The sequence below is a fragment of the Bradyrhizobium yuanmingense genome, from assembly GCF_029167105.1.
Taxonomy (GTDB): domain Bacteria; phylum Pseudomonadota; class Alphaproteobacteria; order Rhizobiales; family Xanthobacteraceae; genus Bradyrhizobium; species Bradyrhizobium yuanmingense_A.
This window is the reverse complement of the sequence record NZ_JARFML010000011.1, coordinates 125502-148929: the sequence shown is the minus strand read 5'-3', so window position 1 is coordinate 148929 and position 23428 is coordinate 125502. Positions and strand designations below refer to the sequence as shown.

The following is a 23428-nucleotide window of genomic DNA, read 5'->3' as shown; positions in this document are numbered from 1 at the left end:
AAAATCGTCGTCGTGCGAGGCTACGACGGACAGAGCCCTCACTCCGCCGCCATCGGCATCTCGTCCATATGCTCGTGCAGCACGACGCCGGCGAGCGGATCGAATTCGCCGATCCAGGGCTTGCGCGCCAGCACCGATTTCGTGTGCGCATAGCCGGCGTGCCAGCGCCGCGTGATCCCGGACGGACTGAAGTCGATATCCTTGGTGTGGGTCTCGTGCTCGAGCTGCGGCGCCAGCAGCCGCACCACATGCATGCGGGTTGGACAGCCGTAGCTCGTCAGCTCCCTCACCGCGGGATCGTTGCGCTCGCTCTCGGGCAGCCGCGCCGCGAGCTGATTGATGACATGGCGCAGACGATGGGCCTGCTGCTGTCGCACGATCTGACTGGCGATGCGGCTGGAATATTGCACGTCCTTGTGCCGGTTCAGCACCTCCGCCATCGTGGTCGGCTCCGGCCCGACCGGATTCCACAGATGCACGGAGAAGATCAGCGAGTTCCTGCGTGGATTGTCGTCGAACACGGCTTCGGTCGGCGTATTCGACAGGATGCCGCCGTCCCAATAGAGCTCGCCGTCGATGCGCACGGCGGGGAAAGCCGGCGGCAGCGCGCCCGAGGCCATCACGTGCTTCACCGTCAGCTCGCCGTCGCGGCTGTCGAAATAGCGCATTTCGCTGGTGCCGACATGAGCCGCACCGACCGTCAGACGCGGCGCGCAGCGGTTGGCGAGATCGAAATCGACGAGCTCGCTCAGCGTCTTCTCCAGCGGCGCGGTCGAATAATAGCCGGCGTAATCGGCGCCCAGCGGATAGGAATCGCCGGCATGAGCCAGCGGATTGGGCCGGAAGAAACCGGCAATGCCGTGGGTCACCGTCGACCAATAGGCCAGCTTCTCGTTGAAGCCGGGAAACGCGGTGCGCCAGGTCCAGACCGGCTGCTGCTCCATCCGCTTCCAGAACTCCCGCAAGCGCGCGAGGCGGCGCTCGGGCGCGTTGCCAGCGATGAGGCTCGCATTGATCGCACCGATCGAGGTGCCGATGATCCAGTCCGGCTCGATGCCGGCTTCGTGCAAGGCCTGGTAGACCCCGGCCTGGTATGAGCCGAGCGCGCCGCCGCCCTGAAGCACGAGCACGACCTGACCCGGCAGGTCGTGCTGCTTATGCTGAGAATTGTCCTGCGTGCCCATGTCTCGCTCCTGGTGAGCCTGCACCGTTCGAGTATTCGACTTGCTGCGCCGGCCCATGTCAATGCGCGGTCCAACCGCCGTCGACCGGCAGCGCAACGCCGGTGATCGAGGCCGCCGCGTCCGTCGACAGGAACACCGCAAGTGCGCCGAGCTCCTCGACCGTAACAAAACGCTTGTTCGGCTGTTGCGCCAGCAGCACGTCGCGGATCACCTGATCGCGGGAAATGCCATGGGCCTTGGCCTGGCCGTCGATCTGCGCCTCGACCAGCGGCGTATGGACATAACCAGGGCAGATCGCGTTGCAGGTGATGCCCTGCTCCGCCGTCTCCAGCGCCGTCACCTTGGTGAGGCCGACGATGCCATGCTTGGCGGTGACATAGGCTGCCTTGAACGGCGAACCGACCAGGCCGTGCGTCGACGCAATGTTGATGATCCGGCCAAAACCGTTCTGCCGCATTGCCGGCAACGCGAGCCGCGTGGTGTGGAAGGCCGAGGACAGGTTGATCGCGAGGATCTGGTCCCATTTCTCGACCGGAAACTGGTCGAGCGACGCGACATGCTGGATGCCGGCGTTGTTGACCAGGATGTCCAGCCGGCCGGATTGGGCCACCGTCGCCGCGATCATCTCGGCGATCGATTTCGGCCTCGTCATGTCCGCCGGCGAATAGCTGGCCTTGACGCCGAACTCGGCGGCGATCTGCTCGCGCGTCCGGCCGATCTCGCTGGCGACACCAAGGCCATTGAGCACGATGTCGGCGCCCGAGGCGGCGAGGGCCTGTGCGATACCGAGACCGATGCCGCTGGTCGACCCGGTGACAAGCGCCACCTTGCCGGCCAGCACGCGTGACGAAGCGGACGTCTGCGTCTTGATGGGAATATTCATGATCCAGACCTCTTCTCGGCGCGACACCGCGCCAGGCTGGAGCGAAATGTGCGGGATCTCCGGGATTTGCGGAAATGCCGGTTGGCTTCCGAGTCGATACGTTCGCGCTATCGCAGGCGGGATGTCATTTCCCGCCCTGATCGGCTAGATTTCCGGTCGATTTCTGCTGGGAGCCGATCCATGGAAATGCACCAGGTCCGCTATTTCCTCGCGGTGGCGCAGCTCTTGAACTTCACGCGCGCGGCCGAGGAATGCAACGTGACGCAGCCCTCGCTGACGCGCGCGATCAAGCAGCTCGAGGCCGAGCTTGGCGGCGACCTGTTCCGCCGCGAGCGGCCCGCCGCGCAATTGACCGAGCTCGGCCAGCGCATGCATCCGCTGCTGAAGCAGTGCTATGACGCGGCCATCGGCGCGCGCTCGCTCGCCTCCTCGTTCAGGAGCGGAGAGATCGGCGCGCTCCGCATTGCGCTGACGCATTCGATCGACCTCGCTTTACTGATTCCGCATCTCAACGAGATCAGGCGGCAGTTCAACCGGCTCGAATTCCGCTTCCTGCGCGGCTCGGCCCGGGAGGTCGGTGACTTCCTGAAGAAGGGCGAAGCCGAGCTCGGCATTGCGGCCGAGATCGACGAGGCCTGGGACCGGCTGGATGTCTGGCCGCTGTTCACCGAGAGCTTCGAGCTCGTCGTCGGCGACGGGCACCGGCTGGCCGGCCGCAGCTCGGTCGAACTGGACGATCTGCGATCGGAGCTGCTGCTGAGCCGAACTTTCTGCGAGCACGCGCGTCGCATCTCCGCGAGCCTGCGCGAGCACGGCATCGACATCGAACAGGGTCATGAGGTCTCGAACGAGCGCGACTTGATCGAGCTGGTCGAGGCCGAGATGGGCATCGCCATGGTGCCGCACACCTCGCCAGTGCCGGAGCGGCTGACCCGCGCCGCGGTCACGGGGCTGGACGCCCGCCGCACCGTCAATCTCTATGGGGTCGCCGGCCGGCAACGCACCGCGGTGGGCAACGCCGTGATGCGCATGCTGCGCGGCGCCGACTGGCGCGAGATCGCGGGGTAGCAGAGCTAGCGCTTTCTCCCTGGTGAGATGCGCATTGCTGTGCCCTCGCCCCTTGTGGGAGAGGGCAGCGACGCCGGCAGACCCGGACTCGCTTGGGTGAGGGGTATGTCTCCGCGAGCATCAGTGCACGCGGATAGACACCCCCTCATCCGGCGCTTCGCGCCACCTTCTCCCACAAGAAGGGGAGAAGGGAAGAAAGCGCGCCTCAATTCTCCCGGCTGGCGCGCTCCAGCGCTTCGATCAGATCGTCGATCTCCATGCGCTTGCGGAAATCCGGATCGACGAAGCGGGCTTTCACGATGCCGTCGCGTCCGACCACGAACACGGCCGGGATCGGCAGCATCCAGCCGTCATTGCCGTGGAATTTCGCCATGTCCTGATAGGACAGCAATTGCTGGATCTCGGCACCCAGCCAGATCGCGAGGTTGAGCGACAGCGCATAGCCGTTGTCGAGATCCGTCAGGATCGGAAACGGCGCGCCGGATTCGGCCTTGAGCTGCCCGGTATATTCCTGCGTCTCCGGCACGATCGCGACGACCTGCGCCCCCATCGCCTTGATGCGGTCCAGCGCCTGGACCACGGCGCGGACATTGAGCCGGCAATAGGGACACCAATGGCCGCGGAAGAACATCACCGCGACGGGGCCGCCCTCCAGCAGCGAGGGCAGCGACACGAGACGCCCACCCTCGTCGGGCAGCATGAACGGCGGCATCGGATCGCCCGGCCGCGGGGCGGTCTCGCCGCCGCCGTTGTCGCTCAATCGCGCGACCAGGCGATCGACCGCCTTGCCATAGGCCGGAAAGACCTCGCGGCTGGCATCGGCATAGGCGCGGAGCTGTTCGTTCAGCGTGCTGTCCATGTCGCGGCAGCGCTGGAACGCGAGCCTGAGCTGTTCGGCATCGGCTGGCGAGAGAGACGTCATCTTCCTGCTCCGGCTTCCTTGGGGGCGAATATTAGTTTCCCGGTTCGCCCGCCCGCAAGGGGCGACCGCAATCGGGCGTGCTGGCATCGGACGCCGGATGCTGCGAAAGCGGAAATGCCGATGCCCAATCGGTTCGATAGCTGCCGCCTATCGGCATAGCGCGGGGCTATCGCATCGAAAGCAAGCCGGCATTTCAAGATGGAGAGGGTCTCGACGAAGCTCCTGCCATAGCCCGCGGCCATCAGGGCTCGCGGCCAACAGAGGAGACTTTCCATGTCTAGCCATCTCACAATGTCGCGCGTGGTTTGGACAGGCGTTGCCGTTCTCGGCGCGCTGACATTTGCGACGCCGGTCTTCGCCGGCGAATGTCCGGCCGGCAAGACCAAGCCGAATGCGCAGCCGATGGTCGACTACAAGCCCGTCGGCGTCACCGACGTGACGCTCGGCGCGATCGATCTCGGCAAGCAGCCCGCCCGTATCGAGGGCCGCGAGCTGCGCTTCCGCAAGCTGACCATCGCGCCCGGCGGCATCGTGCCCTGGCACAGCCATGACGACCGTCCGGCCCTGATCTTGGTGCAGCAGGGCGAGATCGTCGAATACGCCTCCAACTGCGTCGACCCGATCGTGCACAAGGCCGGCGACATCCGCCCCGAAGTCCACGGCACTTCGCACTGGTGGAAGAACCTCGGCAAGGAGACCGTCATTCTCTATGTCGGCGACGTCCGCAAGGATCCCAACGATAAGCATATGTAACGCGCGCGCTCCAGCCCCAGCGCGTTCGTTACGAAATGCGGCGCCCGGGACCCCATGCCGGGCGCCGCACCCTTCACAGGATCATCATGCCATGGCCGATCTTTCCGGGATCAAGCCGACCGCGATGACAGAGTATGCGCATTCCCCCGGTCTCGCGTTTCGCTCGCTCGTGATCGGCCTCACCGCATTCCTGACGGTCGTCGATCTCTTCGCGACGCAGGCGATCCTGCCCTCGCTGACACGGCACTACGGCGTCACACCCGCGGCAATGGGTTTTGCCGTCAACGCCAGCACCTTCGGCATGGCCGCAGCCAGCCTCGTGGTCGGCTTCTTCAGCCCGCGTATCGACCGGCGAACCGGCATCCTGCTCAGCCTGGCCCTGCTTGCGGTCCCCACCAGCCTGCTTGCTGTCGCGCCCAATCTTGCCGTCTTCACCGCCTTGCGGGTCGCGCAGGGCCTGTGCATGGCGTCCGCCTTCGCGCTCACCCTCGCCTATCTCGGCGAGCAATGCAGCGCCATGGACGCCGGCGGCGCGTTTGCCGCCTACATCACCGGCAATGTCGCGAGCAATCTCGTCGGCCGGCTGATCTCGGCCGCATTGGCCGATGGCCTCGGCCTCGCCTGGAACTTCTATTTCTTCGCGGCGCTCAACCTCGCCGGGGCGGCGCTGGTCTATTTCACCGTCGACCGGGTGCGGCCGATGCATGCGATGATGCCGGCGGCTTCGCCGCTTGCCGCCACCCTCGCGCATTGGCGCAATCCGCAGCTGCGTGCCGCCTTCGGCATCGGCTTCTGCATCCTGTTCGCCTTCATCGGCACCTTCACCTACGTCAATTTCGTGCTGGTGCGGCCGCCGCTGTCGCTCGGCATGATGGATCTCGGCCTCGTCTATTTCGTCTTCCTGCCCTCCGTCGTCACGACGCTTCTCGCCGGCAAGGTGGCCGCACGGCTGGGAACGCGGCCCACGATCTGGGGTGCGCTCACTGTCGCCGGGCTCGGCCTGCCCTTGATGCTGGCGCCGCGTCTCCGCGAAGTGCTCGCCGGCATGGTCCTGGTCGGGGTCGGCACATTCTTCGCGCAGGCGGCCGCGACGGGTTTCGTCGGGCAGGCCGCAGCCGACAACCGCGGCATCGCCAGCGGGATCTATCTTGCGTGTTACTTCTGCGGCGGGCTGGTCGGTACGGCCGTGCTCGGGCGCCTGTTCGACGCTTTCGGCTGGCAGGCGTGCATATTCGGCGTGGGCGCGGCGCTCGCGGCCGCAGCCCTGCTCACCTTCGCCCTGAAACGCTAGCGCTTGGCGGGTGCTTCCTGCGGCGGCTCATCGTCGGCGATGGCGCGCCAGGCGGCACCGTCGAGATCGTCGTACTGGCCGCTTCTGAGCGACCACAGGAAAGCGACGAGGCCGGCACCTCCGAGCATCAAGGCCAGCGGGACCAGAATGACCAGGATCTCCATCACACGATCTCCCGCGAGGCGCCGCGCGCGCGCAGCGAGTTCAGCATCACCAGGATCGACGATCCGCTCATGGCGGCAGCGGCGATCAGGGGCGTCACGACGCCGCTGATCGCAACCGGCACCGCGAGCACGTTGTAGCCGATCGCAAGCCAGAGGTTCTGCCGCATCAAATGCAGCGCCTTGCGCGACGCATCGATGGCGGCGACGACCGGAGCCAGCGGCCGGCCGAGGAAGACGAGATCGGCGGTGGCCTGGCTGAGATGCGCCGCCGAGATCGGCGACATCGAGACGTGAGCCGCTGCGAGCGAGGGCGCATCGTTCATGCCGTCGCCGACCATCAGCACCTTCGCGCCGCGCCGTTTCAGCTCCTCGATCCGCACGATCTTGTCGGCCGGGGTGACGCCGGCGCGCCACTCGGGGATGTCGAGCGCATGCGCTGCGGCCTTCACCGCCGGCTCGCGATCGCCTGATAGGATCTCGATGCCGATGTTGCGCGCCTTCAGCGCCGCGATCACCGCCTTGGCATCGGGCCGCAGGCCCTGGCGAACCGAGAGGATGAACTTGTCGCTGCCCTTGCTGAAAGCCACGATGGAGGCCTCGGGATCGAGCGCGGCGCTGCCGACCAGCGTCTCGGCACCGCAGAAGGAGGGACGGCCGAGCCGAAGCTCGATGCCGTCGATGGTCGCGCGGACACCCTGCCCGGCCTCCTCCACCGCACTGAGGATCGGAGACTTCGCACCGGCAGCCTGCGCAACCGCAGCCGCGACCGGGTGATGGCTCGACAGTGCGAGCCGGCCGGCGAGCTCGAAGATGTCGGCGGGGATGGCGGCGGCATTCATGACTTCGAGCTCGGGCAGCGTCAGCGTACCGGTCTTGTCAAAGATGACATGGTCGGCTTCGGCCAGCCGCTCGATCGCATCGCCCGCATTGAGCAGCACACCGGCCTTGAACATCGCGCCCGAGGCCACCGTCTGCACCGTGGGGATTGCGAGCCCGAGCGCGCAGGGACAGGTGATGATCAGCACGGCGACGCCGGTCACGATCGCATCGTGCCAGCTCGCACCGGCGAGGACCCATCCGAGAATGGTCAGGAGCGCAGTCGCATGCACCACCGGCGCATAGAGCCGCGAGGCCCGGTCGGCAAGGCGCATGTAGCGCGAGCGCGCCTGGAGCGCGTTGTCGAGCAGCCGCGTGATCTCTGCGAGCAGCGTCGCCTCGGAGGCGGCCGAGACCCGCACCCGCAAGCTGCCGGAGATGTTCATCGATCCCGCATAGACCGGCGTGCCCTGCTCGGCCGTGACATAGAGCGTCTCGCCGGTGATCAGGCTCTGGTCAATCTCGGAACGCCCTTCGATCACGGTGCCGTCGACCGCGCAGCGCTCGCCGGGCCTGAGCAGCACGATGTCGCCCGGATTGATCGCCGCAACCGGCACCTGCGAGATCTCGTCGGGCCCGATGAACTTCGCCGCCGTCTCCGCCTTCAGCGCGGCGAGATTGCCGGCGACCGCGCGGGTCCGCCGCCGCATGTTCTGGTCGAGGAAGCGGCCGACCAAGAGGAAGGTCAGCAGCATGATCGCGGCGTCGAAATAGGCATGCTCGGCGTGGTGGATGGTCTCGACCACGGACATGCCGAGCGCCAGGATCACGCCGATCGAGATCGGCACGTCCATGTTGGTGGTCTTGGCCGACAGCGCGCGCCAGGCCGAGCGGAAGAACGGCTGGCCGGCATAGGCTGCCGCCGGCAGCGCGATCAGCGCCGACAGCCAGTGGAAGAAATCGCGCTGCTCGGGCAGCATGTCCGAGACGTTGCCCGACCACACCGGGATCGACAGCATCATCACGTTCATGGTGGCGAAGGCCGCAACGCCGAGGCAGCGCAGCAGGAAGCGGGATTCGGCGACCTCAGCGACCTCCGCACTCTCGGTCTCGAACGGATAGGCCTTGTAGCCGAGCTCCTCGAGCCGATCGATGAAGCGGCCGGGGTCGAGCGTGCCCGCCTTCCATTCCAGCGCAACGCGTCGGTCGGTGAGGTTGACGCGGGCCAGGGTGACGTCGGGGATGGCCGAGAGCCCGCGCTCGATCTTGGCCATGCAGCCGGCGCAGTGAACGCCCTCGACGGCGAGATCGATGTGCCGGAGGCCCTCGCCCGCATCGCGGACGTAGTGAGAGAAATCGCGCGTGACCTGCATGACGGAATCCTTCAGTTCAAGATCACGCGGTTGCGCGACATGAACACGCGCGTCCCCCGCGCCTCGCCCTCGATCACCAGGTCCCATTGGCCCGGCGCGACGGACGCCGCGTTGCCGCGATAGAGACCGATGCCGGCTTCGGTGAGCTCGACCGCGAGGTCGGCGCGCTTGTCGGTCGGCCGCTCCAGCCGGCCACCGAACTTCAGTCCCGAGATCGGCTGGCCGCCGGCGTCGCGCGCCTCGACCTGGACCAAGGCGCCGCCGTCGTTGCGGCGCTCGATATGGGCATTGACCCTCCATTTGCGTGCGGCCTGGTCCTGCGCTGCCGAGATCTCGCGCTCGTAGGTCAGGCCCGCGGCATAGGGGCTGTCGACGTCGGTGCCGGGCAGCGTCGCGATCGCGAGCTTCATCATGGTCGCGTTGACGCCGATCACGAGGCCGAAGAAGGCGACCAGCATCAGGAAGACTTTGGTTCCGGTCAGCGGCTTGGAAGCCATGGCAGTCTCCTGATCGCTCAAGGCGAAACGAAATTGTCGGTGGCGGAAGCGACGACACCGAGCCCGATGTCGGTGACGTGGAAGTGGACCGGAATCGACTTCTCCGGATTGTTGTCGGCCGGCGCGGTGACGAGAAGCCGCAGCTCGCTGGTCGCATCGCGCGGGATCACGATCATCGGCCGGTCCGGCGTCACCGAATCGACGCCGACGACGTGAACGGTCGAATTGACCGGGCCGCTGGCATCGATCGCGATGACGCGGTCATAGCCGCTCTTGTTCAGGAGCCGCACCGTATAGGCGTTGCGGATCGAGCCGTCGCTGAGCTTGACCGCGACCGGGTTGCGGTCGTGCAGCACGTTGACGTCGAGCAGACTGCGGGTCGCCAGTGTGTAGGACATGATGCCGCCGACCGCCGCGATGATCGCGCTGTAGACGATGGTGCGGGCGCGGACGATCCGGTAGATCGGCGCCTTGCCTTCCTGGCGGCGGTGGATGTTGATGTCGTTGTCGTAGCCGATCAGCCGCTTCGGCCGGCCGATCTTCGTCATGACGTTGTCGCAGGCATCGATGCAGAGTCCGCACTGGATGCATTCCATCTGCGGTCCGTTGCGGATGTCGATGCCGGTCGGGCAGACCGCGACGCACTGGTAGCAGTCGACGCAATCGCCGACCTGCTGACCGAGGGCGCGCAGCTCGGCGGCCTTCTTCACCGACGTGCGTTTCTCGCCGCGGTCATAGCGATAGGTGACGTTGAGCGCCCATTCGTCGGTGAGCGCGGCCTGGATGCGCGGCCACGGGCACATATAGGTGCAGACCTGCTCGCGCATGAAGCCGGCGAGCAGATAGGTCGTCGCGGTGAGGATGCCGATCCAGATATAGGCGATCATCGGCGCCTGGAAGGTGACGAGCTCCTTCACCAGGGTCGGCGCGTCGTTGAAGTAGAGCACCCAGGCGCCGCCGGTCCACCAGGCGATCAAGAGCCAGATCGAATGCTTGAGCACGATCTCGGAGATGCGCTCGAGCTTCATCGGATCGCTCGAGGCATCCTTCTTCATGCGCTCGCGCCGGTCGCCCTCGATCAGGCGCTCGACCGCGTAGAACAGGTCGGTCCACACTGTCTGCGGACAGAGATAGCCGCACCAGATCCGGCCGCCGACGGAGTTCATCAGGAACAGCGCCACCGCGGCGACGATCAACAGGCCGGTGAAGTAATAGACCTCCTGCGGCCACAGCTCGATGAAGAAGAAATAGAAGCGGCTGTTGGGAAGATCGATCAGCACCGCCTGGCTCGGCGCGCCGAGGCCGCGATTCCAGCGCACGAAGGGCAGGAAGTAGTAGACGCCGAGGCAGAATGCCATCAGGCCCCATTTGATCCGGCGAAACGTGCCCGAGACGCTCTGGGGATAGACCTTCTTGCGGGCCGCATAGAGCGGCCCGACGTCGTCCGCGGGCTTCAGTTCGTTCGGATTGACGGTCTTGTTCATCGCCTCGAGCTTCTTCAAAGGTGCGATTAAACCTAGACCCGGCACCGCCGCGCGGGTTGATCCAACGCAAACGGGGGCGCTTTTCTTCGCCCCCGCCGGAAGTCATCGGTCGCGGATCGGCCTATTTGCCGCCGCCAAGCGAGTGGACGTAGACCGCCATCGCCTTGATGGTGGCGGGATCGAGCCGGCCTTCCCAGGCCGGCATCACGCCGGCGCGGCCTTGGGCGATGGTCTCGATCAGGCTCGCCTCGTCGGAGCCGTAGAGCCAGATCTTGTCGGTCAGATCAGGTGCGCCCATCTCCTGGTTGCCCTTGCCGGCGTCGCCATGGCAGGCGGCGCAGTTCTCCGCGAAGATCTTCTGGCCCTTGGCGGCATCGTAGCCGTTGCGGGTCGGCAGGCCCGCCAGCGATCGCACGTAATTGGCGACCGTGACGATCTCGTCGCTCTTCAGCACACCGTCCTTGCCGAAGGCGAGCATCTGGCCCTCATGGGTCTTGGCATGGCCCGACCGCACGCCGAACTGGATGGTGTGCATGATCTGGTCGAGCGAACCGCCCCACAGCCATTCGTCGTCGTTCAGGTTGGGATAGCCCTTGGACCCCGTCGCACCCGTGCCGTGGCACGGCGCGCAATTGTCGCCGAACACCGTCTTGCCCTTGGCGCGCGCAAGCGCGAGCAGAGCCGGATCCTTCTGGATGTCGGCGAGCGAGGCCGTGCCCAGCGCCGCCATCTTGTCACCCCGTATCTTCTCGAGGTTGGCGAGCTCGACCGCGACGTCGGCGCGCGAGGAGTAGCCGAACAGGCCGGTGGTGTTGCTTTGGATCAGCGGCCAGGCCGGATAGACGATCCAGTAGCCGATCGACCAGAGGATGGTGAGATAGAAGGTGATCACCCACCACCGCGGCAGCGGCGTGTTGAGCTCCTTGATGCCGTCCCACTCGTGTCCGGTCGTGGACTTGCCGGAGACGGAATCGATGTCGCTAGAATGATCGGTCATGGTTTCTCACTCCTCCCGCAAGGGCAGGTGCGCTGCCTTGTCGAACGCAGCCTTGTTACGGGGCCAAAATGCGTAGGCGATGATCGCGAGAAAGATCGCGACGAACACCGGTGTCCAGATCGTGGTCACGAGATCGGACGCAAGATTATGGACGGTCAGGATGGCTTTCATCGTTCATGCCTTCTCAGCGAAGATTGGCTTTCTCGTTGTAGATCTTGAAGTCGACCAGCGTGCCGAGCATCTGCAGGTACGCAACCAGCGCGTCCATCTCGGTCGGCGTGCCGGTCTTGCCGTCGAAATTGCGTACGACCGCCTTGGCGTAGCGCTTGGTGAAGGCGTCGGTGCCGGCATTGTCCGGATCGGCCTGGGCCTTCAGGTCGGCGGCGGCATTGGCGAGCTGCTCGTCGCTATAGGGCACCCCGACGGTCCTGAGCGCGCGCATGTCGCCGGCGATCGCATCCGGGTCGACCTCGGCCTTGCCGAGGAACGGATAGCCGGGCATCACCGACTGCGGCACGATCGCGCGCGGGTTGGTCAGATGGGTGACGTGCCAGTCGTCGGAATATTTGGCGCCGACGCGGGCGAGATCCGGGCCGGTGCGCTTGGAGCCCCACTGGAACGGGTGGTCGTACATGCTCTCGGCGGCGAGCGAGAAGTGGCCGTAGCGCTCGACTTCGTCGCGCAGGGGGCGGACCATCTGCGAGTGGCAGAGATAGCAGCCTTCGCGGACATAGACGTTGCGTCCCGCCAGCTCCAGCGGCGTGTAGGGCCTCACCCCGTCGACCTTCTCGATCGTGCTCTTGAGGTAGAACAGCGGGGTGATCTCGACGAGACCACCGACCGCGACCACCAGCAGGATGCCTACGATCAGGATGATCGAGTTCTTTTCGAAGACTTGGTGACGTGTCCAGAACGACATTGCTTGAGCTCCTCATTCCGCCGGCTGAAGAGCGACGGGCATCTGGACTTCCTGTTCGCCGACGCGAACCGTCATCCAGAGATTGTAGGCCATGATCAGCGAGCCGATCAGGAACAGGCCGCCGCCTGCGGCGCGGATGATGTAGAAGGGATGCATCGCCTCGACGGTTTCGATGAAGGAATATTCGAGGAAGCCGAGCGAGGTGTAGGCGCGCCACATCAGGCCCTGCAGGATGCCGGATACCCACATCGCCGAGATGTAGAGAACGATGCCGAGCGTGGCGACCCAGAAGTGCCAATTGACGAGCTTGAGGCTGTAGAGGCCTTTGCGATTCCAGGCCCACGGCACCAGGCAATACAGCGCGCCGAAGGAGACGAAGCCGACCCAGCCGAGCGCGCCGGAATGCACGTGGCCGATGGTCCAGTCGGTGTAGTGGCTGAGCGAGTTGACCACCTTGATCGACATCATCGGGCCTTCGAAGGTCGACATGCCGTAGAAGGCGACGGAGACGACGAGCATGCGCAGCACGGGATCGGTACGCAGCTTGTCCCAGGCGCCCGACAGCGTCATCAGGCCGTTGATCATGCCGCCCCAGGAGGGCATCCACAGCATGATCGAGAAGGTCATGCCGAGCGTCTGCGTCCAGTCCGGCAGCGCCGTGTAGTGCAGATGGTGGGGACCTGCCCAGATGTAGAGGAAGATCAGCGCCCAGAAGTGGATGATCGAGAGCCGGTAGGAATAGATCGGCCGCTCGGCGCGCTTCGGGATGAAATAGTACATGATGGCGAGGAAGCCGGCGGTCAGGAAGAAGCCGACCGCGTTGTGGCCGTACCACCACTGGAACATGGCGTCCTGGATGCCGCCCCAGGCGACGTAGGACTTCGAGCCGAACACCGAAACGGGCAGCGCGGGATTGTTGCCGAGATGCAGCACCGCGATCGTCACGATGAAGGCGAGATAGAACCAGTTTGCGACGAAGATGTGCGGCTCCTTGCGCTTGAAGATGGTGGCAAGGAAGACGAGCAGATAGACGACCCAGACGATGGTCAGCCACAGATCGGCGTACCATTCCGGCTCGGCATATTCCTTCGACTGGGTGACGCCGAGCAGATAGCCGGTGCCGGCGATCAGAATGAAGAAGTTGTAGCCGAGCACGACGAACCACGGCGCGAGGTCGCCGGCAAGGCGCGCGCGGCAGGACTTCTGCACGACATAGAATGAGGTCGCGATCAACACGTTGCCGCCGAAGGCAAAGATCACGGCCGAGGTGTGCAGCGGCCGCAGGCGACCGAAGCTGATCCAGGGCAGATCGAAGTTCAGCGCGGGCCAGGCCAGCTGCGAGGCAATGATGAGGCCGACGAGGAATCCGGCAATGCCCCAGAACATCGCCATGAAGGAGGCGAACTTGATGGGCCCCATGTTGTAGTTCGGGCGGCCGTTGATTTCCTGGGGCGGCAACGCCGCCGGCCGCTCGAAGTAGCGGTTGACGATGAAGAACACCGAAGCCACGCTCGCCGCAGCGCTGAGCGCGGCGTGGAATGCGAAGGGCGCATCGAGCGCCTTGGCCGAGGCGATCACGCAGAGGAAAGCGGTGACTGCGAATACGACAGCCAAGCCGCTTTCACCGATGGTCATGGATTTTGAGATGGAGGGCTGGCTCATGCGGATTCTCTCTGAAAGAACACGCTGCCAAAAACCACATCCACCCTCGCGGGGAATTGATTGAAATCAAGATGGATGGATTTCTGTTAATGTGAGCCGATGTGCGGCCAATCTTTCCCACGCGCAGGGCCATCGCACGCAAGAGTTTATCCCTGCGGCCATCCTTCGAGACGCCCGCTTTGGGCGGGCTCCTCAGGATGAGGACAGTGTGTGTGGAAACGTTTTTCACGAGGCGCCGGCGCCGATTAGCCTCATCCAGAGGAGGCGCGCAAGCGCCGTCTCGAAGGACGAGGCGCTAGCGAAGGGTCCGACCTCCGTGAAATCACGGAGGTCGAACCGAGGGATCCAGACCTCACTCCCGCGCCGTCGCCTTGAGCGCCGCGATGACGTCCTCGCGCGCGATGATGCCGACCAGCTTCTGTGTGCCGTCCAGCACGATGATGCTCCTGATGCGGTGCTCGACCATGATCTGGAGCACGCGCGTAAGCCGCGTGTCGGGGCTGACATAGATGAACTCGGGCGTCATGACGTCGCCGATCTTGCGGCTCATCAGGTCGTCGTAGCGCGGCAACATCTGGCTCGGCGTGAAGGCGAAGCACTTCAGGATGTCGAACTTGGTGACGATGCCGACCACCTGCCCATCGTCTTCGACCGGATAGGAATTGAAATCGTCGGTCTCGAACATCTCGCTGAGCTGGAACAAGTCGAGGCCGCGCTGCACCGTCTTGACGTTGCGCGTCATGTAGCCGTCGACGGTCTGTTCAAGAAATTGGTACACGGCGCGTCCTCCTCGATTCCTCAAACTGGCCGGCCGATGGTCAGTGCGACAGCAGCACGCTGCGGACGGTTTGCGTCACCAGATATTGGGTGACGCCTCCGAGAATCAGTTCGCGGAACCTCGAATGACCATAGGCGCCTGCGACGATCAGGCCCGCGCCGATGTCGCCGGCGACCGTCTCCAACCGCGCAGCAGGGGTTTCGTTTCCTGCGGCCTCGAGGACGCGCGCCGTCGCGGTGATGCCGTGGCGGCCGAGCCAGGCGGCGACGTCGCTGACACCGGCCATCACGGCCGAACGGTCGTCGCCCCGCTCCGGGATTTCCACGATGGTGACGTCCTTCGCCTTGTGCAGCATCGGCAGCGCGCCCGCTACCGCCCGCCGCGCCTCCGGCGAATCCTTCCACGCCACCAGCACGTTGCGCAGGTCGAGCCAGTTGGTCCGATCGGGAACGACCAGCAGCGGACGGCCGGCCTGCATCACCAGGTCCTTGGGGCTGGCCAGCGAGAAAGCATCGGAGAAGGCCGGGCTCTGACCACCGCTGACGACGATATCGGCGCAACGCGCCTGCGCCGTCACGAAGCGCGCCGGATAATCCATGGCGCTGCGCCACTCCGCGTGTCCCCCGCGATTTGTCATGGCCGCGCGGAATTGCGCTTCGAGCCCGGCCAGCCGCCGCTTGATCGAAGCTTCGCCCTCGTCGATCAGCGCTTGCGCCTCTGCGCCGTCGGTGAAATAGAGCGGCGGGGCGAACTGAGCCGCAGCGACCCCGACGATGGCGGCCTCGAATCGTTCGGCGAGCTCGCCTGCGACCTGAAGACGCGCTTCGTTGGGCTGATCGAGCGCCAGGCTGACCATGATGGTCGCGTATGTCATCGGGAATCTCCAGCATTACAGAGTGCTTTCAAATCTTAGACCTGCTGCCGCGCAACAGGCTGAGCTAGATCAAAACCAACGCCTCTGGTGGCCCGCTCTCCGCAATGGGGAATCTGCCAGTGGATTCAACGGCCGCGCTTGCCTCTGGCCGAGCCTTGGGCGACATTGCCGGAGCGGTAAAGGCGTTCTGCCGACCCGCCGAACACAGGAGCAAAGCTTGGCGCCGACCCGCATGACCCATCCGGCAGACGATGGTCGGGGCGAGCATTTCCGTGTCCGCATCGAGGGATTCGGGGTCGGCACCTGGGACCTCGACCTGCAGACCCGCGAGCTCGACTGGTCGGATACGGCAAGGCGGCTGTTCGGCCTGCAGCCGGACCAGGCTGTCAGCTACGATCTCTTTCTTTCCCTGTTGGAGCCGGGCGATCGGGACCACCTCCTGAAGGCGATCGGGCGCACGTCGGAAGGCGGCGGCGGCCTCGACCTGTCCTTCAAGATCGGCGGCGCATCCGGGAACGGTCAATGGATCCGGGCCAGGGCCGGGGTGATCCGGGACGATGCGGGCACGCCGCGTCACCTCAGCGGGATATTCCTCGACATCAACGAGGAGAAGCAGCTCGAGGAGGCCCTGCGGTCACAGGAGAATCATCTTCGCTCGATTCTCGAAACCGTGCCCGATGCCATGATCGTCATCGATTCACGCGGCATCATGCAGCTCTTCAGCAGCGCCGCGGAGCGGCTGTTCGGCTACAGCAGGCAGGAAGCGATCGGCCGAAACGTCAGCATTCTCATGCCGGAGCCCGATCAGTCGCGTCACGACAGCTATCTCGCGCGCTATCTCAGAACCAATGATGCGCACATCATCGGCATCGGCCGGATCGTGACCGGCAAACGCCGCGACGGCACGACGTTTCCAATGCACCTGTCCGTCGGGAAGACGCAACGCGCGGGCGAGCCCTATTTCACCGGCTTCGTGCGCGACCTCACCGAGCACCAGCAGACCCAGGCGCGGCTCCAGGAGCTGCAATCCGAGCTCGTGCACGTGTCGCGGCTGACCGCGATGGGCGAGATGGCTTCCGCGCTCGCCCACGAGCTCAACCAGCCGCTGGCGGCGATCAGCAATTACATGAAGGGATCGCGGCGCCTCCTCGCCGGCAGCACCGATCCCAACATGCCGAAGGTCGAAAGCGCGCTGGACCGCGCGGCGGAGCAGGCGTTGCGCGCCGGCCAGATCATCCGCCGCCTGCGCGACTTCGTCTCCCGCGGCGAATCCGAGAAGCGGGTCGAGAGCCTGTCCAAGCTGATTGAGGAAGCCGGCGCGCTCGGGCTCGCCGGCGCGCGCGAGCAGAACGTGCAGCTCCGCTTCAGCCTCGATCCCGACGCCGACCTCGTTCTCGCCGACCGGGTGCAGATTCAGCAGGTGCTGGTCAACCTGTTCCGCAACGCGCTCGAGGCGATGGCGCAGTCGCAGCGGCGCGAGCTCGTCGTCGCCAACACCCGTGTCGCCGACGGCATGATCGAGGTGGAGGTCTCCGACACCGGCATCGGCTTCCGGGAAGACATCATTCCAAACCTGTTCCAGACCTTCTTCACCACCAAGGACACCGGCATGGGCGTGGGACTCTCCATCAGCCGCTCGATCATCGAGGCCCATGGCGGCCGCATGTGGGCCGAGAGCAACGCAGCGGGCGGAGCGACGTTCCGCTTCACCCTGCCGGCAACCGACGAGAGCTGATCCATGACGACCAAGGGACATGTTTACGTCATCGACGACGACGCGGCGATGCGGGACTCGCTGAACTTCCTGCTGGATTCGGCCGGCTTCGCCGTCACCTTGTTCGACGACGCGCTCGCCTTTCTCGAAGCCCTGCCCGGCCTCGGTTTCGGCTGCATCGTCTCCGACGTGCGCATGCCCGGCCTCGACGGCATCGAGCTCTTGAAGCGGATGAAGGCGCAGCAAAGCCCGTTCCCGATCGTGATCATGACCGGTCACGGCGACGTGCCGCTGGCGGTCGAAGCGATGAAGCTCGGGGCGGTCGACTTCCTGGAAAAGCCATTCGATGACGACCGTCTCACCGCCATGATCGAGTCGGCGCTCCGCCAGGCCGAGCCCGCCGCCAGGAACGAGGCCGTCGCGCAGGACATCGCTGCCCGCGTCGCATCCTTGAGCCCGCGGGAGCGCCAGGTCATGGAGGGGCTGGTCGCGGGCCTCTCCAACAAGCTGATCGCCCGCGAATACGACATCAGCCCGCGAACCATCGAGGTCTACCGGGCCAACGTCATGACCAAGATGCAGGCGAGCAGCCTTTCGGAACTGGTTCGCCTGGCGATGCGCGCCGGCATGCTCAACGATTGAGGCAGGTCAAGGCGGCTTCACGGCGCCGTGCTAGCCAGACAGCATGGTTGAGGTCAGCCCACATCGTGCGCGGCCATCGTCCACCCCACAGCCAACCATCTTTGTGGTCGACGATGATGCCGCGGTCCTCGGATCCCTGCGGTTCCTGCTGGAGACCGACGGCTTCGCCGTGCGGACCTTCAGGAGTGGCACGGCGCTGCTCAATCTCGGCGCCGCGCCGGGGCCGGACTGCTACGTCATCGACTACAAGATGCCCGACATCAACGGCATCGACCTGACCGGCCGGCTGCGCAAATCCCACCGCGACGCGCCCGTGATCCTGATCACCGGCTACCCCGACGAGAACATCTCGGCCCGGGCCGCGACGGCGGGCATCAAGGACGTGGTTTTGAAGCCGCTTCTGGACGAAAACCTCGTCAAATGCATCCGCCACGCGATCAAGGGCCGCCCCCGCGCCTGACCTACGGGATTCTACGTAAGGCGCCCCCCTTAAGATATCTCGCGAAATTTTCGAAGCACCCGATACCGCGTAGGAAAGCGTCATCACAACGGAGATGGCGCAGATGCTGACCCAGACGCTCAACACCCAGGCGATCAACACCCAAATCGGTGGCAAGATTGCCCCTGCCCACCCCGTTACCGACCAGTTCGGCGCGATCGCGGGCCATGTCGGTCTGGTCGCTACCGAGTTCTCCTACGGTAAGGACGAGGAGATCTATGGCGAGGAGGAGGCGGCCGAATATGTCTATCAGGTCGTCACCGGCGCGGTGCGCAGCTACAAGCTTCTCTCCGACGGCCGCCGCCAGATCGGCGCCTTCCATCTTCCCGGCGACGTGTTCGGCCTCGAATCCGGTCCCACCCACCGCCTCGCCGCTGAAGCCATCATCGACACCACCGTTCGCCTCGTGAAGCGCGCCAGCCTCGAAAAGGCCGCCGGCACCGACGTGCAGGTCGCCCGCAGGCTCTGGGCCATGACCGCCAGCGAGCTTCGCCATGCCGAGGACCACATGCTGCTGCTGGGCCGCAAGACTGCGATGGAGCGCGTCGCGACCTTCCTGCTCGAAATGGACCGCCGTCTGGCCGTCGCCGGCATGATGGCGCTGCCGATGTGCCGCCGCGACATCGGCGACTATCTCGGCCTCACCTTGGAGACCGTGTCGCGCGCGCTGTCGCAGCTTCACGCGCAGGGCATTCTCGGTTTCTCCGGTGCCCGCCAGATCGTGCTGCGCAACCGCCAGCGCCTGCACAATCTCGACGCCTGATCCTCAATCTTCCTCCCCACCCACTTTGGCCGGCTGAATTCGTTCAGCCGGCCATTTCTTTGGTGGCGGTCAGACCCGTGCGCCGCGTCTCCGGCATCACAAAGAAGATCAGCAGGAGTCCCGCTGCGGCAACGCCGGACAGCCCGATGAATGCGGTGGCATTGCCGAACTTGTCGCTCACATAGCCGCCAAGCACCGTGCTCAGCGACGCGCCGATGCCCGTCGCAGTGCCGACGATCCCCTGCGCCAGGTTGAAATGCCCGCTCCCGAAGGCGACGTCGGCGACGATCAGCGGGATCATCACCGCGAAGACCGCCGCGGTGATGCCGTCGAACACCTGCACCAGCACCAACAGATACGGATCGCGCACGGTCGCAAACAACAGGCCGCGAATCGCCAGTGCGCCGAATCCGATCAGCAGCAGGGGGCGGCGGCCCCAGGCTTGCGCCTTGCGCCCGACCGTCGGCGACAGCAGCGCCACGATCGCTTGCGGAACGACGATGCAAAAGGCGACGAGCACGGTCGCCCATTGGCTCGACCGCGCCGTCACCGCGCTCGCCATCAGCGGCATCATCGCGGCATTTGCGAGCTGCAGCAGCAGCACGCTGAGCGCGAACACGATGAGCGGGCGCTGCCGGATCAGGTGCCAGATATTGGGATCGCCGCGGTCGGCCGCTTCAGGCGGCATCTCGCCGTGACAGCGCCTGATGTCGATCTCATTCTCGCGGATGCGCGACAGCGCGATCAGGGTCGGGATCACGAGCAGGAAGGTGACCAGGAAGACCGAGTGGCTCGACAACAGATAGCCCGCGGTGCCCATCACTGCCGCCGCGACACCGTTGCCGAGCGAGGCGAAGCGCGCATTGCGGCCGAGCCGCTCGCCGATCGCGAGCGGGCCGACGAGGCCGAGGCTGATCGCGGCGATCGCGGGCCCGAGCACGCAGCTCGCCATCGCATGCAGCGTGGCGGCCGTGATCACGACGGGGAAGATCGGCATTACCGCATAGGCCAGCGCGCAGGCGCCGATGGTCGCGATCGCGAGGGCGGCGACGAGGCGCTCCGATTTCGCGGCATCGATGATCGCGCCGCCCGGCATCTGGCCGATCAGGGCGACGATGCCGCCGATCGACAGCACGAGCCCAATCTCGACCTGGGTCCATTTCTGCGTCGTCAGATAGACCGCGATGAAGGGACCGAATCCGGTCTGCACGTCGGCGAGGAAGAAGATGAACCAGTCGAGGCCGCGCAGGCTCTGGCGCGACGGCGCCGGAATGCCCGCAGCCGCGGGCACCGCGACGTTGTCCTGCTCGACGACGCCGCCGCGATCTGCATGGTTCGGCTTCCTCGACAACAGCACGGGCGGTCAGCCCTCCCTGCACCTCACTGAATGGCTTGCAGCGGCTGAAGGCTGCCGGACGCGCCGAGCACCACGATCGGCGTGTCCTCCTTGTATTCCGGTGCGGCCGCGACCTGCGCCTTGGTCAATTCCAGCGTGATGCTGTCCTTCTTGTTGGCGATCTTGCCGAAGCGCAGCGCGTTCCAGTCGACGACGATCTTGCGGCTGCCGACGCCGAGGAAGCCGCCGAAATCGATTGCCGCAGCGCGGACATGGCCGGTGCGATCGACGATGACGTCGACGATGCGACCCATGTCCTCGCCGGCGGCGCTGCGAACGTCGCGGCCGAGAACACCGTGGGCCTCGCTCGCGCCGATGATGGTCACCGATGGCGGCGGCGCGGCGTCCTTGGGCGTGACGGGCACCGTGGAAGCCGGCGGTTGCACATTTGCCGGTGCCTTTGCTTCGCTCGGGGATGCGGGGGGCTCCTCGGCCGCGCGCGATCCGGCGACCGTCAAGCCCGCGACGATCGCCATGCCCAGGACCAACCTTCCGATCGCACGCATGACCTCCTCCTCGCGCCTCTAGCGCGCCAGCACGATCGAGACCTGGATCTGACCGCGCGTGCGCAACACTTCCAGCGCCACGTCGTCGCCGTGACGGCTGACGCGAAGATCGACGCCGGATTCGCCAAGGCGCAGATCGTGCAGGATCACCTCGTTGAGGAACGCCGGCAGATGCGGGTTGCGCAGGCGAATCTCGCCGCGCGCCACGTCGAACTCGAGGCCGAGCGCCGCCTCCAGCAGCGTGAACGGCGTCGCGCTGGCCCAGGCCTGCGGCGCGCAGGCGACCGGGTAAAGCGTCGGCCCGCGCCGCTTCTCGCGCCGGAAGCCGCAGAACAATTCGGGCAATCGGCGCAGGTCCATGTAGGTCGCGGCATCGAACAGCCCCTTGAAGACATGCGCCACCGAATGCTTGAGGCCGTAGCGCGCCAGCCCCAGCGCGATCAGCGCGTTGTCGTGCGGCCAGATCGATCCGTCATGGTAGGACATCGGGTTGTAGCGCACCTCGCCTTGCGCGACGGTGCGGATGCCCCAGCCCGAGAAGAAATGCGGCCGCATCAGATCCGCGGCGACGAGACGCGCGCGGTCCTCGCGGACCATGCCGCTGAACAGGACCTGCCCGGCATTCGAGGTCCTGACCTTGCAGGGCCGCTTCTTGCCGTCGAGCGCGACAGCATAGGTGCCGAGCTCCTCGCACCAGAACGCCTGCTCGAAGCGCTCGGCGAGCGCCCTGGCTTCGGCCTCGAGCTTGCGCACGCGGTCCGGCTTGCCGAGCCGCAGCGCGCAACGCGCCGCGAGCTGCTTGGCGGCAAAGACGTAGCCCTGGACCTCCGCGAGCGCGATATTGCCCTCGGCAAGCCGGCCGTCGGCATGGAAGATCGCGTCATAGGAATCTTTCCAGCCCTGGTTCGCCAGCCCTTTCTCGGTCGCGCGCTGGTATTCGACGAAGCCGTCCTGATCGGGATCGCCGGGGCCGTCGATCCAGGCGAGCCCCGCCTCGATCGCGGGCCACAGCTCGATCAACGTGGCCTCGTCGCCGGTGCGCTCGAAATAGCTGCCTGCGAGCAGCACGAACAGCGCGGTCGAATCGACGCTGCCGTAGTAATGCGCGAACGGGACTTCCCCGAGCGCGGCCATCTCGCCGCCGCGCATCTCGTGCAGGATCTTGCCGGGCGCGGCGTCCGCGAGCGGATCGACCGCCGCGGCCTGGAAATGCGCGAGGCGGCGCAGGACGCCCTTGGCAATGCGCGGATCGACCCAGAGCATCTGCAGCGCGGTGATGAGGCCGTCGCGCCCGAACGTTGTCGAGTACCAGGGAATGCCGGCATAGGGATAGCGTCCCTGCGGCGTCTCGGTCATCAGCATGTTGAGGTCGGCCATGGCCTGGCACAGCACCTCGTTGAAGATGTTGTTGGAGGTCTCGATGCTGGCGGCGCCAGCCGTCTGGTGCCGCATCTCGCGGCGGTGTGCCAGCAGGCCCGGGAAGAACCGCACCGGCTTTTCCGCGAGCGGCCGGTTGCAGGACACGGCGACGAACAGCGACTTGGCCTGGTGCGGCTCCAGGTCGAGCTCCCAGGTTGCGGCATTGACTGAGAGCCGCGTCGGACGCGGATCGAAATGCAGTCCGGTGGTACGCTCGACATCATCGAGGCCGCGATATTCGAACAGGACGTCGGTCGGTCCGAGCAGCCGGCCCGTTCCGATGCCGCGGCGCGGTCGCCGCTCGCCGCGGACCTCGAACAGGTCGGCGAAGTCGTTGCCGAACAGCAGCGTTAGGTTGAAGCTGGTGCGCCGGTCGCCATGGTTCTGTACGCCGATGCGCTGGTAGGCGGTGCCGCGCCACAGGAAGATCGTGCGCACGATGTGCAGCAGGTCCTTTTGCAGAACGAGGCTGCCCTGCCGGTAGATGTCCGGATTGGTGAGGTCGACGGTCAACGCCGAATTGTCGTCGCGCAGATTCGAGCCGAGCAGCAACGGCTGGAGATCGTCCAGCACGAGCTCAAGCCGCGCGAGGTAGCGCGTATCATGATGGAACAGCCCGTCCGGCCCGCCGGCGGACGCGCCGATGTCGCCGTGGCTGTCGAGCACGATGAAGGTGTCGTCGTGCTTGAGCGAGCGCCGCGGCCGGGCCGAGGGCCCGGTCATCGGAATGTAGAAAGGCTGCTCCGCGACCTGTTCCGAGGTCCGCGTCACGGAGACGAACTTGGTTACGGCTTCGGCCGACATGAGCTGCTCCCCTGCGCTGG

Annotated in this window: 23 protein-coding genes; 7 read left to right on the top strand and 16 right to left on the bottom strand. The window is 65.7% G+C overall.

Translation table 11 applies throughout. The features are described 5' to 3' along the window. Nucleotides 1-38 precede the first annotated feature (38 nt). Both P0R31_RS16695 and P0R31_RS16690 read right to left on the bottom strand, forming a co-directional pair. On the bottom strand, nucleotides 39-1184 hold the full coding sequence (locus P0R31_RS16695; RefSeq protein ID WP_275514961.1) for a patatin-like phospholipase family protein: 1146 nt from the start codon (nucleotides 1182-1184) through the stop codon (nucleotides 39-41). Nucleotides 1185-1242: 58 nt separating this feature from the next. Then, nucleotides 1243-2067: a 3-hydroxybutyrate dehydrogenase gene (locus P0R31_RS16690; protein WP_275514960.1), complete on the bottom strand. Its 825-nt coding sequence runs from the start codon at nucleotides 2065-2067 to the stop codon at nucleotides 1243-1245. Nucleotides 2068-2247: 180 nt separating this feature from the next. Here P0R31_RS16690 and P0R31_RS16685 point away from each other — a divergent pair, with 180 nt between their 5' ends. Next, nucleotides 2248-3135, top strand: a complete 888-nt coding sequence (locus P0R31_RS16685) for a LysR family transcriptional regulator (RefSeq protein WP_275514959.1) — start codon at nucleotides 2248-2250, stop codon at nucleotides 3133-3135. Between the two features lie 205 nt (nucleotides 3136-3340). Here P0R31_RS16685 and P0R31_RS16680 read toward each other — a convergent pair whose 3' ends face one another. Then, nucleotides 3341-4057 carry a peroxiredoxin-like family protein gene (locus tag P0R31_RS16680; protein WP_275514958.1) on the bottom strand — a complete coding sequence of 239 codons (717 nt, stop codon included), beginning with the start codon at nucleotides 4055-4057 and terminating at the stop codon, nucleotides 3341-3343. 273 nt (nucleotides 4058-4330) lie between these two features. On the opposite strand from P0R31_RS16680, the gene P0R31_RS16675 reads away from it, so the two are divergent. Together P0R31_RS16675 and P0R31_RS16670 are read left to right on the top strand one after the other, a co-directional pair. Then, nucleotides 4331-4810 carry a cupin domain-containing protein gene (locus P0R31_RS16675; RefSeq protein ID WP_275514957.1) on the top strand — a complete coding sequence of 160 codons (480 nt, stop codon included), beginning with the start codon at nucleotides 4331-4333 and terminating at the stop codon, nucleotides 4808-4810. Nucleotides 4811-4901: 91 nt separating this feature from the next. Next, nucleotides 4902-6101, top strand: coding sequence for an MFS transporter (locus P0R31_RS16670; RefSeq protein ID WP_275514956.1), 1200 nt, complete (start codon nucleotides 4902-4904; stop codon nucleotides 6099-6101). Here the strand turns inward: P0R31_RS16670 and ccoS are convergent. The 10 genes from ccoS to P0R31_RS16620 form a co-directional block, all read right to left on the bottom strand. Beyond that, the gene (gene ccoS / locus P0R31_RS16665) at nucleotides 6098-6265 is read right to left on the bottom strand and encodes a cbb3-type cytochrome oxidase assembly protein CcoS (RefSeq protein ID WP_008550618.1); all 168 of its coding nucleotides are present in this window, start codon (nucleotides 6263-6265) and stop codon (nucleotides 6098-6100) included. The two genes, P0R31_RS16670 and ccoS, sit on opposite strands and share 4 nt — an antisense overlap. Next, entirely contained in the window at nucleotides 6265-8454 is a 2190-nt protein-coding gene (locus tag P0R31_RS16660; protein WP_275514955.1) for a cation-translocating P-type ATPase, read from the bottom strand. The genes ccoS and P0R31_RS16660 overlap by 1 nt, the downstream gene beginning before the upstream one ends. A gap of 11 nt (nucleotides 8455-8465) precedes the next feature. Further along, nucleotides 8466-8951, bottom strand: coding sequence for a FixH family protein (locus tag P0R31_RS16655; protein ID WP_275514954.1), 486 nt, complete (start codon nucleotides 8949-8951; stop codon nucleotides 8466-8468). Between the two features lie 17 nt (nucleotides 8952-8968). Then, complete coding sequence (gene ccoG, locus P0R31_RS16650; protein ID WP_275514953.1) at nucleotides 8969-10435, bottom strand: cytochrome c oxidase accessory protein CcoG; 1467 nt, start codon at nucleotides 10433-10435, stop codon at nucleotides 8969-8971. A gap of 121 nt (nucleotides 10436-10556) precedes the next feature. Continuing rightward, entirely contained in the window at nucleotides 10557-11432 is an 876-nt protein-coding gene (gene ccoP, locus P0R31_RS16645; RefSeq protein ID WP_275514952.1) for a cytochrome-c oxidase, cbb3-type subunit III, read from the bottom strand. 6 nt (nucleotides 11433-11438) lie between these two features. After that, complete coding sequence (locus P0R31_RS16640; protein WP_025034779.1) at nucleotides 11439-11603, bottom strand: cbb3-type cytochrome oxidase subunit 3; 165 nt, start codon at nucleotides 11601-11603, stop codon at nucleotides 11439-11441. Between the two features lie 13 nt (nucleotides 11604-11616). Then, nucleotides 11617-12351 carry a cytochrome-c oxidase, cbb3-type subunit II gene (gene ccoO / locus P0R31_RS16635; protein WP_275514951.1) on the bottom strand — a complete coding sequence of 245 codons (735 nt, stop codon included), beginning with the start codon at nucleotides 12349-12351 and terminating at the stop codon, nucleotides 11617-11619. A gap of 12 nt (nucleotides 12352-12363) precedes the next feature. Continuing rightward, entirely contained in the window at nucleotides 12364-14013 is a 1650-nt protein-coding gene (ccoN, locus tag P0R31_RS16630) for a cytochrome-c oxidase, cbb3-type subunit I (RefSeq protein WP_275514950.1), read from the bottom strand. A gap of 352 nt (nucleotides 14014-14365) precedes the next feature. Next, nucleotides 14366-14791, bottom strand: a complete 426-nt coding sequence (locus P0R31_RS16625) for a CBS domain-containing protein (RefSeq protein ID WP_271545560.1) — start codon at nucleotides 14789-14791, stop codon at nucleotides 14366-14368. Nucleotides 14792-14831: 40 nt separating this feature from the next. Beyond that, complete coding sequence (locus P0R31_RS16620) at nucleotides 14832-15665, bottom strand: universal stress protein (protein WP_275514949.1); 834 nt, start codon at nucleotides 15663-15665, stop codon at nucleotides 14832-14834. 217 nt (nucleotides 15666-15882) lie between these two features. Here P0R31_RS16620 and fixL point away from each other — a divergent pair, with 217 nt between their 5' ends. The 4 genes from fixL to P0R31_RS16600 all read left to right on the top strand — a co-directional run bounded on the left by fixL (nucleotide 15883) and on the right by P0R31_RS16600 (nucleotide 19283). Beyond that, complete coding sequence (gene fixL, locus P0R31_RS16615; protein ID WP_275514948.1) at nucleotides 15883-17400, top strand: sensor protein FixL; 1518 nt, start codon at nucleotides 15883-15885, stop codon at nucleotides 17398-17400. 3 nt (nucleotides 17401-17403) lie between these two features. Next, nucleotides 17404-18021 (top strand): response regulator FixJ, encoded by a 618-nt coding sequence (gene fixJ / locus P0R31_RS16610; protein ID WP_275514947.1) that lies wholly within the window; start codon nucleotides 17404-17406, stop codon nucleotides 18019-18021. A gap of 43 nt (nucleotides 18022-18064) precedes the next feature. Beyond that, the gene (locus P0R31_RS16605; protein ID WP_275514946.1) at nucleotides 18065-18481 is read left to right on the top strand and encodes a response regulator transcription factor; all 417 of its coding nucleotides are present in this window, start codon (nucleotides 18065-18067) and stop codon (nucleotides 18479-18481) included. A 103-nt stretch (nucleotides 18482-18584) separates the two neighbouring features. Next, on the top strand, nucleotides 18585-19283 hold the full coding sequence (locus tag P0R31_RS16600; protein WP_275514945.1) for a helix-turn-helix domain-containing protein: 699 nt from the start codon (nucleotides 18585-18587) through the stop codon (nucleotides 19281-19283). Between the two features lie 43 nt (nucleotides 19284-19326). Here the strand turns inward: P0R31_RS16600 and P0R31_RS16595 are convergent, their stop codons facing one another. Genes P0R31_RS16595 through P0R31_RS16585 form a run of 3 tightly spaced genes read right to left on the bottom strand, consistent with a single transcriptional unit; the run spans nucleotide 19327 to nucleotide 23408 of the window. Further along, nucleotides 19327-20640 carry an MFS transporter gene (locus P0R31_RS16595; protein WP_275514944.1) on the bottom strand — a complete coding sequence of 438 codons (1314 nt, stop codon included), beginning with the start codon at nucleotides 20638-20640 and terminating at the stop codon, nucleotides 19327-19329. A 23-nt stretch (nucleotides 20641-20663) separates the two neighbouring features. Further along, on the bottom strand, nucleotides 20664-21185 hold the full coding sequence (locus P0R31_RS16590) for a PRC-barrel domain-containing protein (RefSeq protein ID WP_275514943.1): 522 nt from the start codon (nucleotides 21183-21185) through the stop codon (nucleotides 20664-20666). 18 nt (nucleotides 21186-21203) lie between these two features. Then, complete coding sequence (locus P0R31_RS16585; RefSeq protein WP_275514942.1) at nucleotides 21204-23408, bottom strand: amylo-alpha-1,6-glucosidase; 2205 nt, start codon at nucleotides 23406-23408, stop codon at nucleotides 21204-21206. Nucleotides 23409-23428 lie beyond the last annotated feature (20 nt).

Bases quoted from the DNA above. Each gene is read 5' to 3' on its own strand.
- P0R31_RS16695 (WP_275514961.1), bottom strand. From the start codon at position 1,184: ATGGGCACGCAGGACAATTCTCAGCATAAGCAGCACGACCTGCCGGGT.
- P0R31_RS16690 (WP_275514960.1), bottom strand. From the start codon at position 2,067: ATGAATATTCCCATCAAGACGCAGACGTCCGCTTCGTCACGCGTGCTG.
- P0R31_RS16685 (WP_275514959.1), top strand. From the start codon at position 2,248: ATGGAAATGCACCAGGTCCGCTATTTCCTCGCGGTGGCGCAGCTCTTG.
- P0R31_RS16680 (WP_275514958.1), bottom strand. From the start codon at position 4,057: ATGACGTCTCTCTCGCCAGCCGATGCCGAACAGCTCAGGCTCGCGTTC.
- P0R31_RS16675 (WP_275514957.1), top strand. From the start codon at position 4,331: ATGTCTAGCCATCTCACAATGTCGCGCGTGGTTTGGACAGGCGTTGCC.
- P0R31_RS16670 (WP_275514956.1), top strand. From the start codon at position 4,902: ATGGCCGATCTTTCCGGGATCAAGCCGACCGCGATGACAGAGTATGCG.
- ccoS (WP_008550618.1), bottom strand. From the start codon at position 6,265: ATGGAGATCCTGGTCATTCTGGTCCCGCTGGCCTTGATGCTCGGAGGT.
- P0R31_RS16660 (WP_275514955.1), bottom strand. From the start codon at position 8,454: ATGCAGGTCACGCGCGATTTCTCTCACTACGTCCGCGATGCGGGCGAG.
- P0R31_RS16655 (WP_275514954.1), bottom strand. From the start codon at position 8,951: ATGGCTTCCAAGCCGCTGACCGGAACCAAAGTCTTCCTGATGCTGGTC.
- ccoG (WP_275514953.1), bottom strand. From the start codon at position 10,435: ATGAACAAGACCGTCAATCCGAACGAACTGAAGCCCGCGGACGACGTC.
- ccoP (WP_275514952.1), bottom strand. From the start codon at position 11,432: ATGACCGATCATTCTAGCGACATCGATTCCGTCTCCGGCAAGTCCACG.
- P0R31_RS16640 (WP_025034779.1), bottom strand. From the start codon at position 11,603: ATGAAAGCCATCCTGACCGTCCATAATCTTGCGTCCGATCTCGTGACC.
- ccoO (WP_275514951.1), bottom strand. From the start codon at position 12,351: ATGTCGTTCTGGACACGTCACCAAGTCTTCGAAAAGAACTCGATCATC.
- ccoN (WP_275514950.1), bottom strand. From the start codon at position 14,013: ATGAGCCAGCCCTCCATCTCAAAATCCATGACCATCGGTGAAAGCGGC.
- P0R31_RS16620 (WP_275514949.1), bottom strand. From the start codon at position 15,665: ATGACATACGCGACCATCATGGTCAGCCTGGCGCTCGATCAGCCCAAC.
- fixJ (WP_275514947.1), top strand. From the start codon at position 17,404: ATGACGACCAAGGGACATGTTTACGTCATCGACGACGACGCGGCGATG.
- P0R31_RS16605 (WP_275514946.1), top strand. From the start codon at position 18,065: ATGGTTGAGGTCAGCCCACATCGTGCGCGGCCATCGTCCACCCCACAG.
- P0R31_RS16600 (WP_275514945.1), top strand. From the start codon at position 18,585: ATGCTGACCCAGACGCTCAACACCCAGGCGATCAACACCCAAATCGGT.
- P0R31_RS16590 (WP_275514943.1), bottom strand. From the start codon at position 21,185: ATGCGTGCGATCGGAAGGTTGGTCCTGGGCATGGCGATCGTCGCGGGC.
- P0R31_RS16585 (WP_275514942.1), bottom strand. From the start codon at position 23,408: ATGTCGGCCGAAGCCGTAACCAAGTTCGTCTCCGTGACGCGGACCTCG.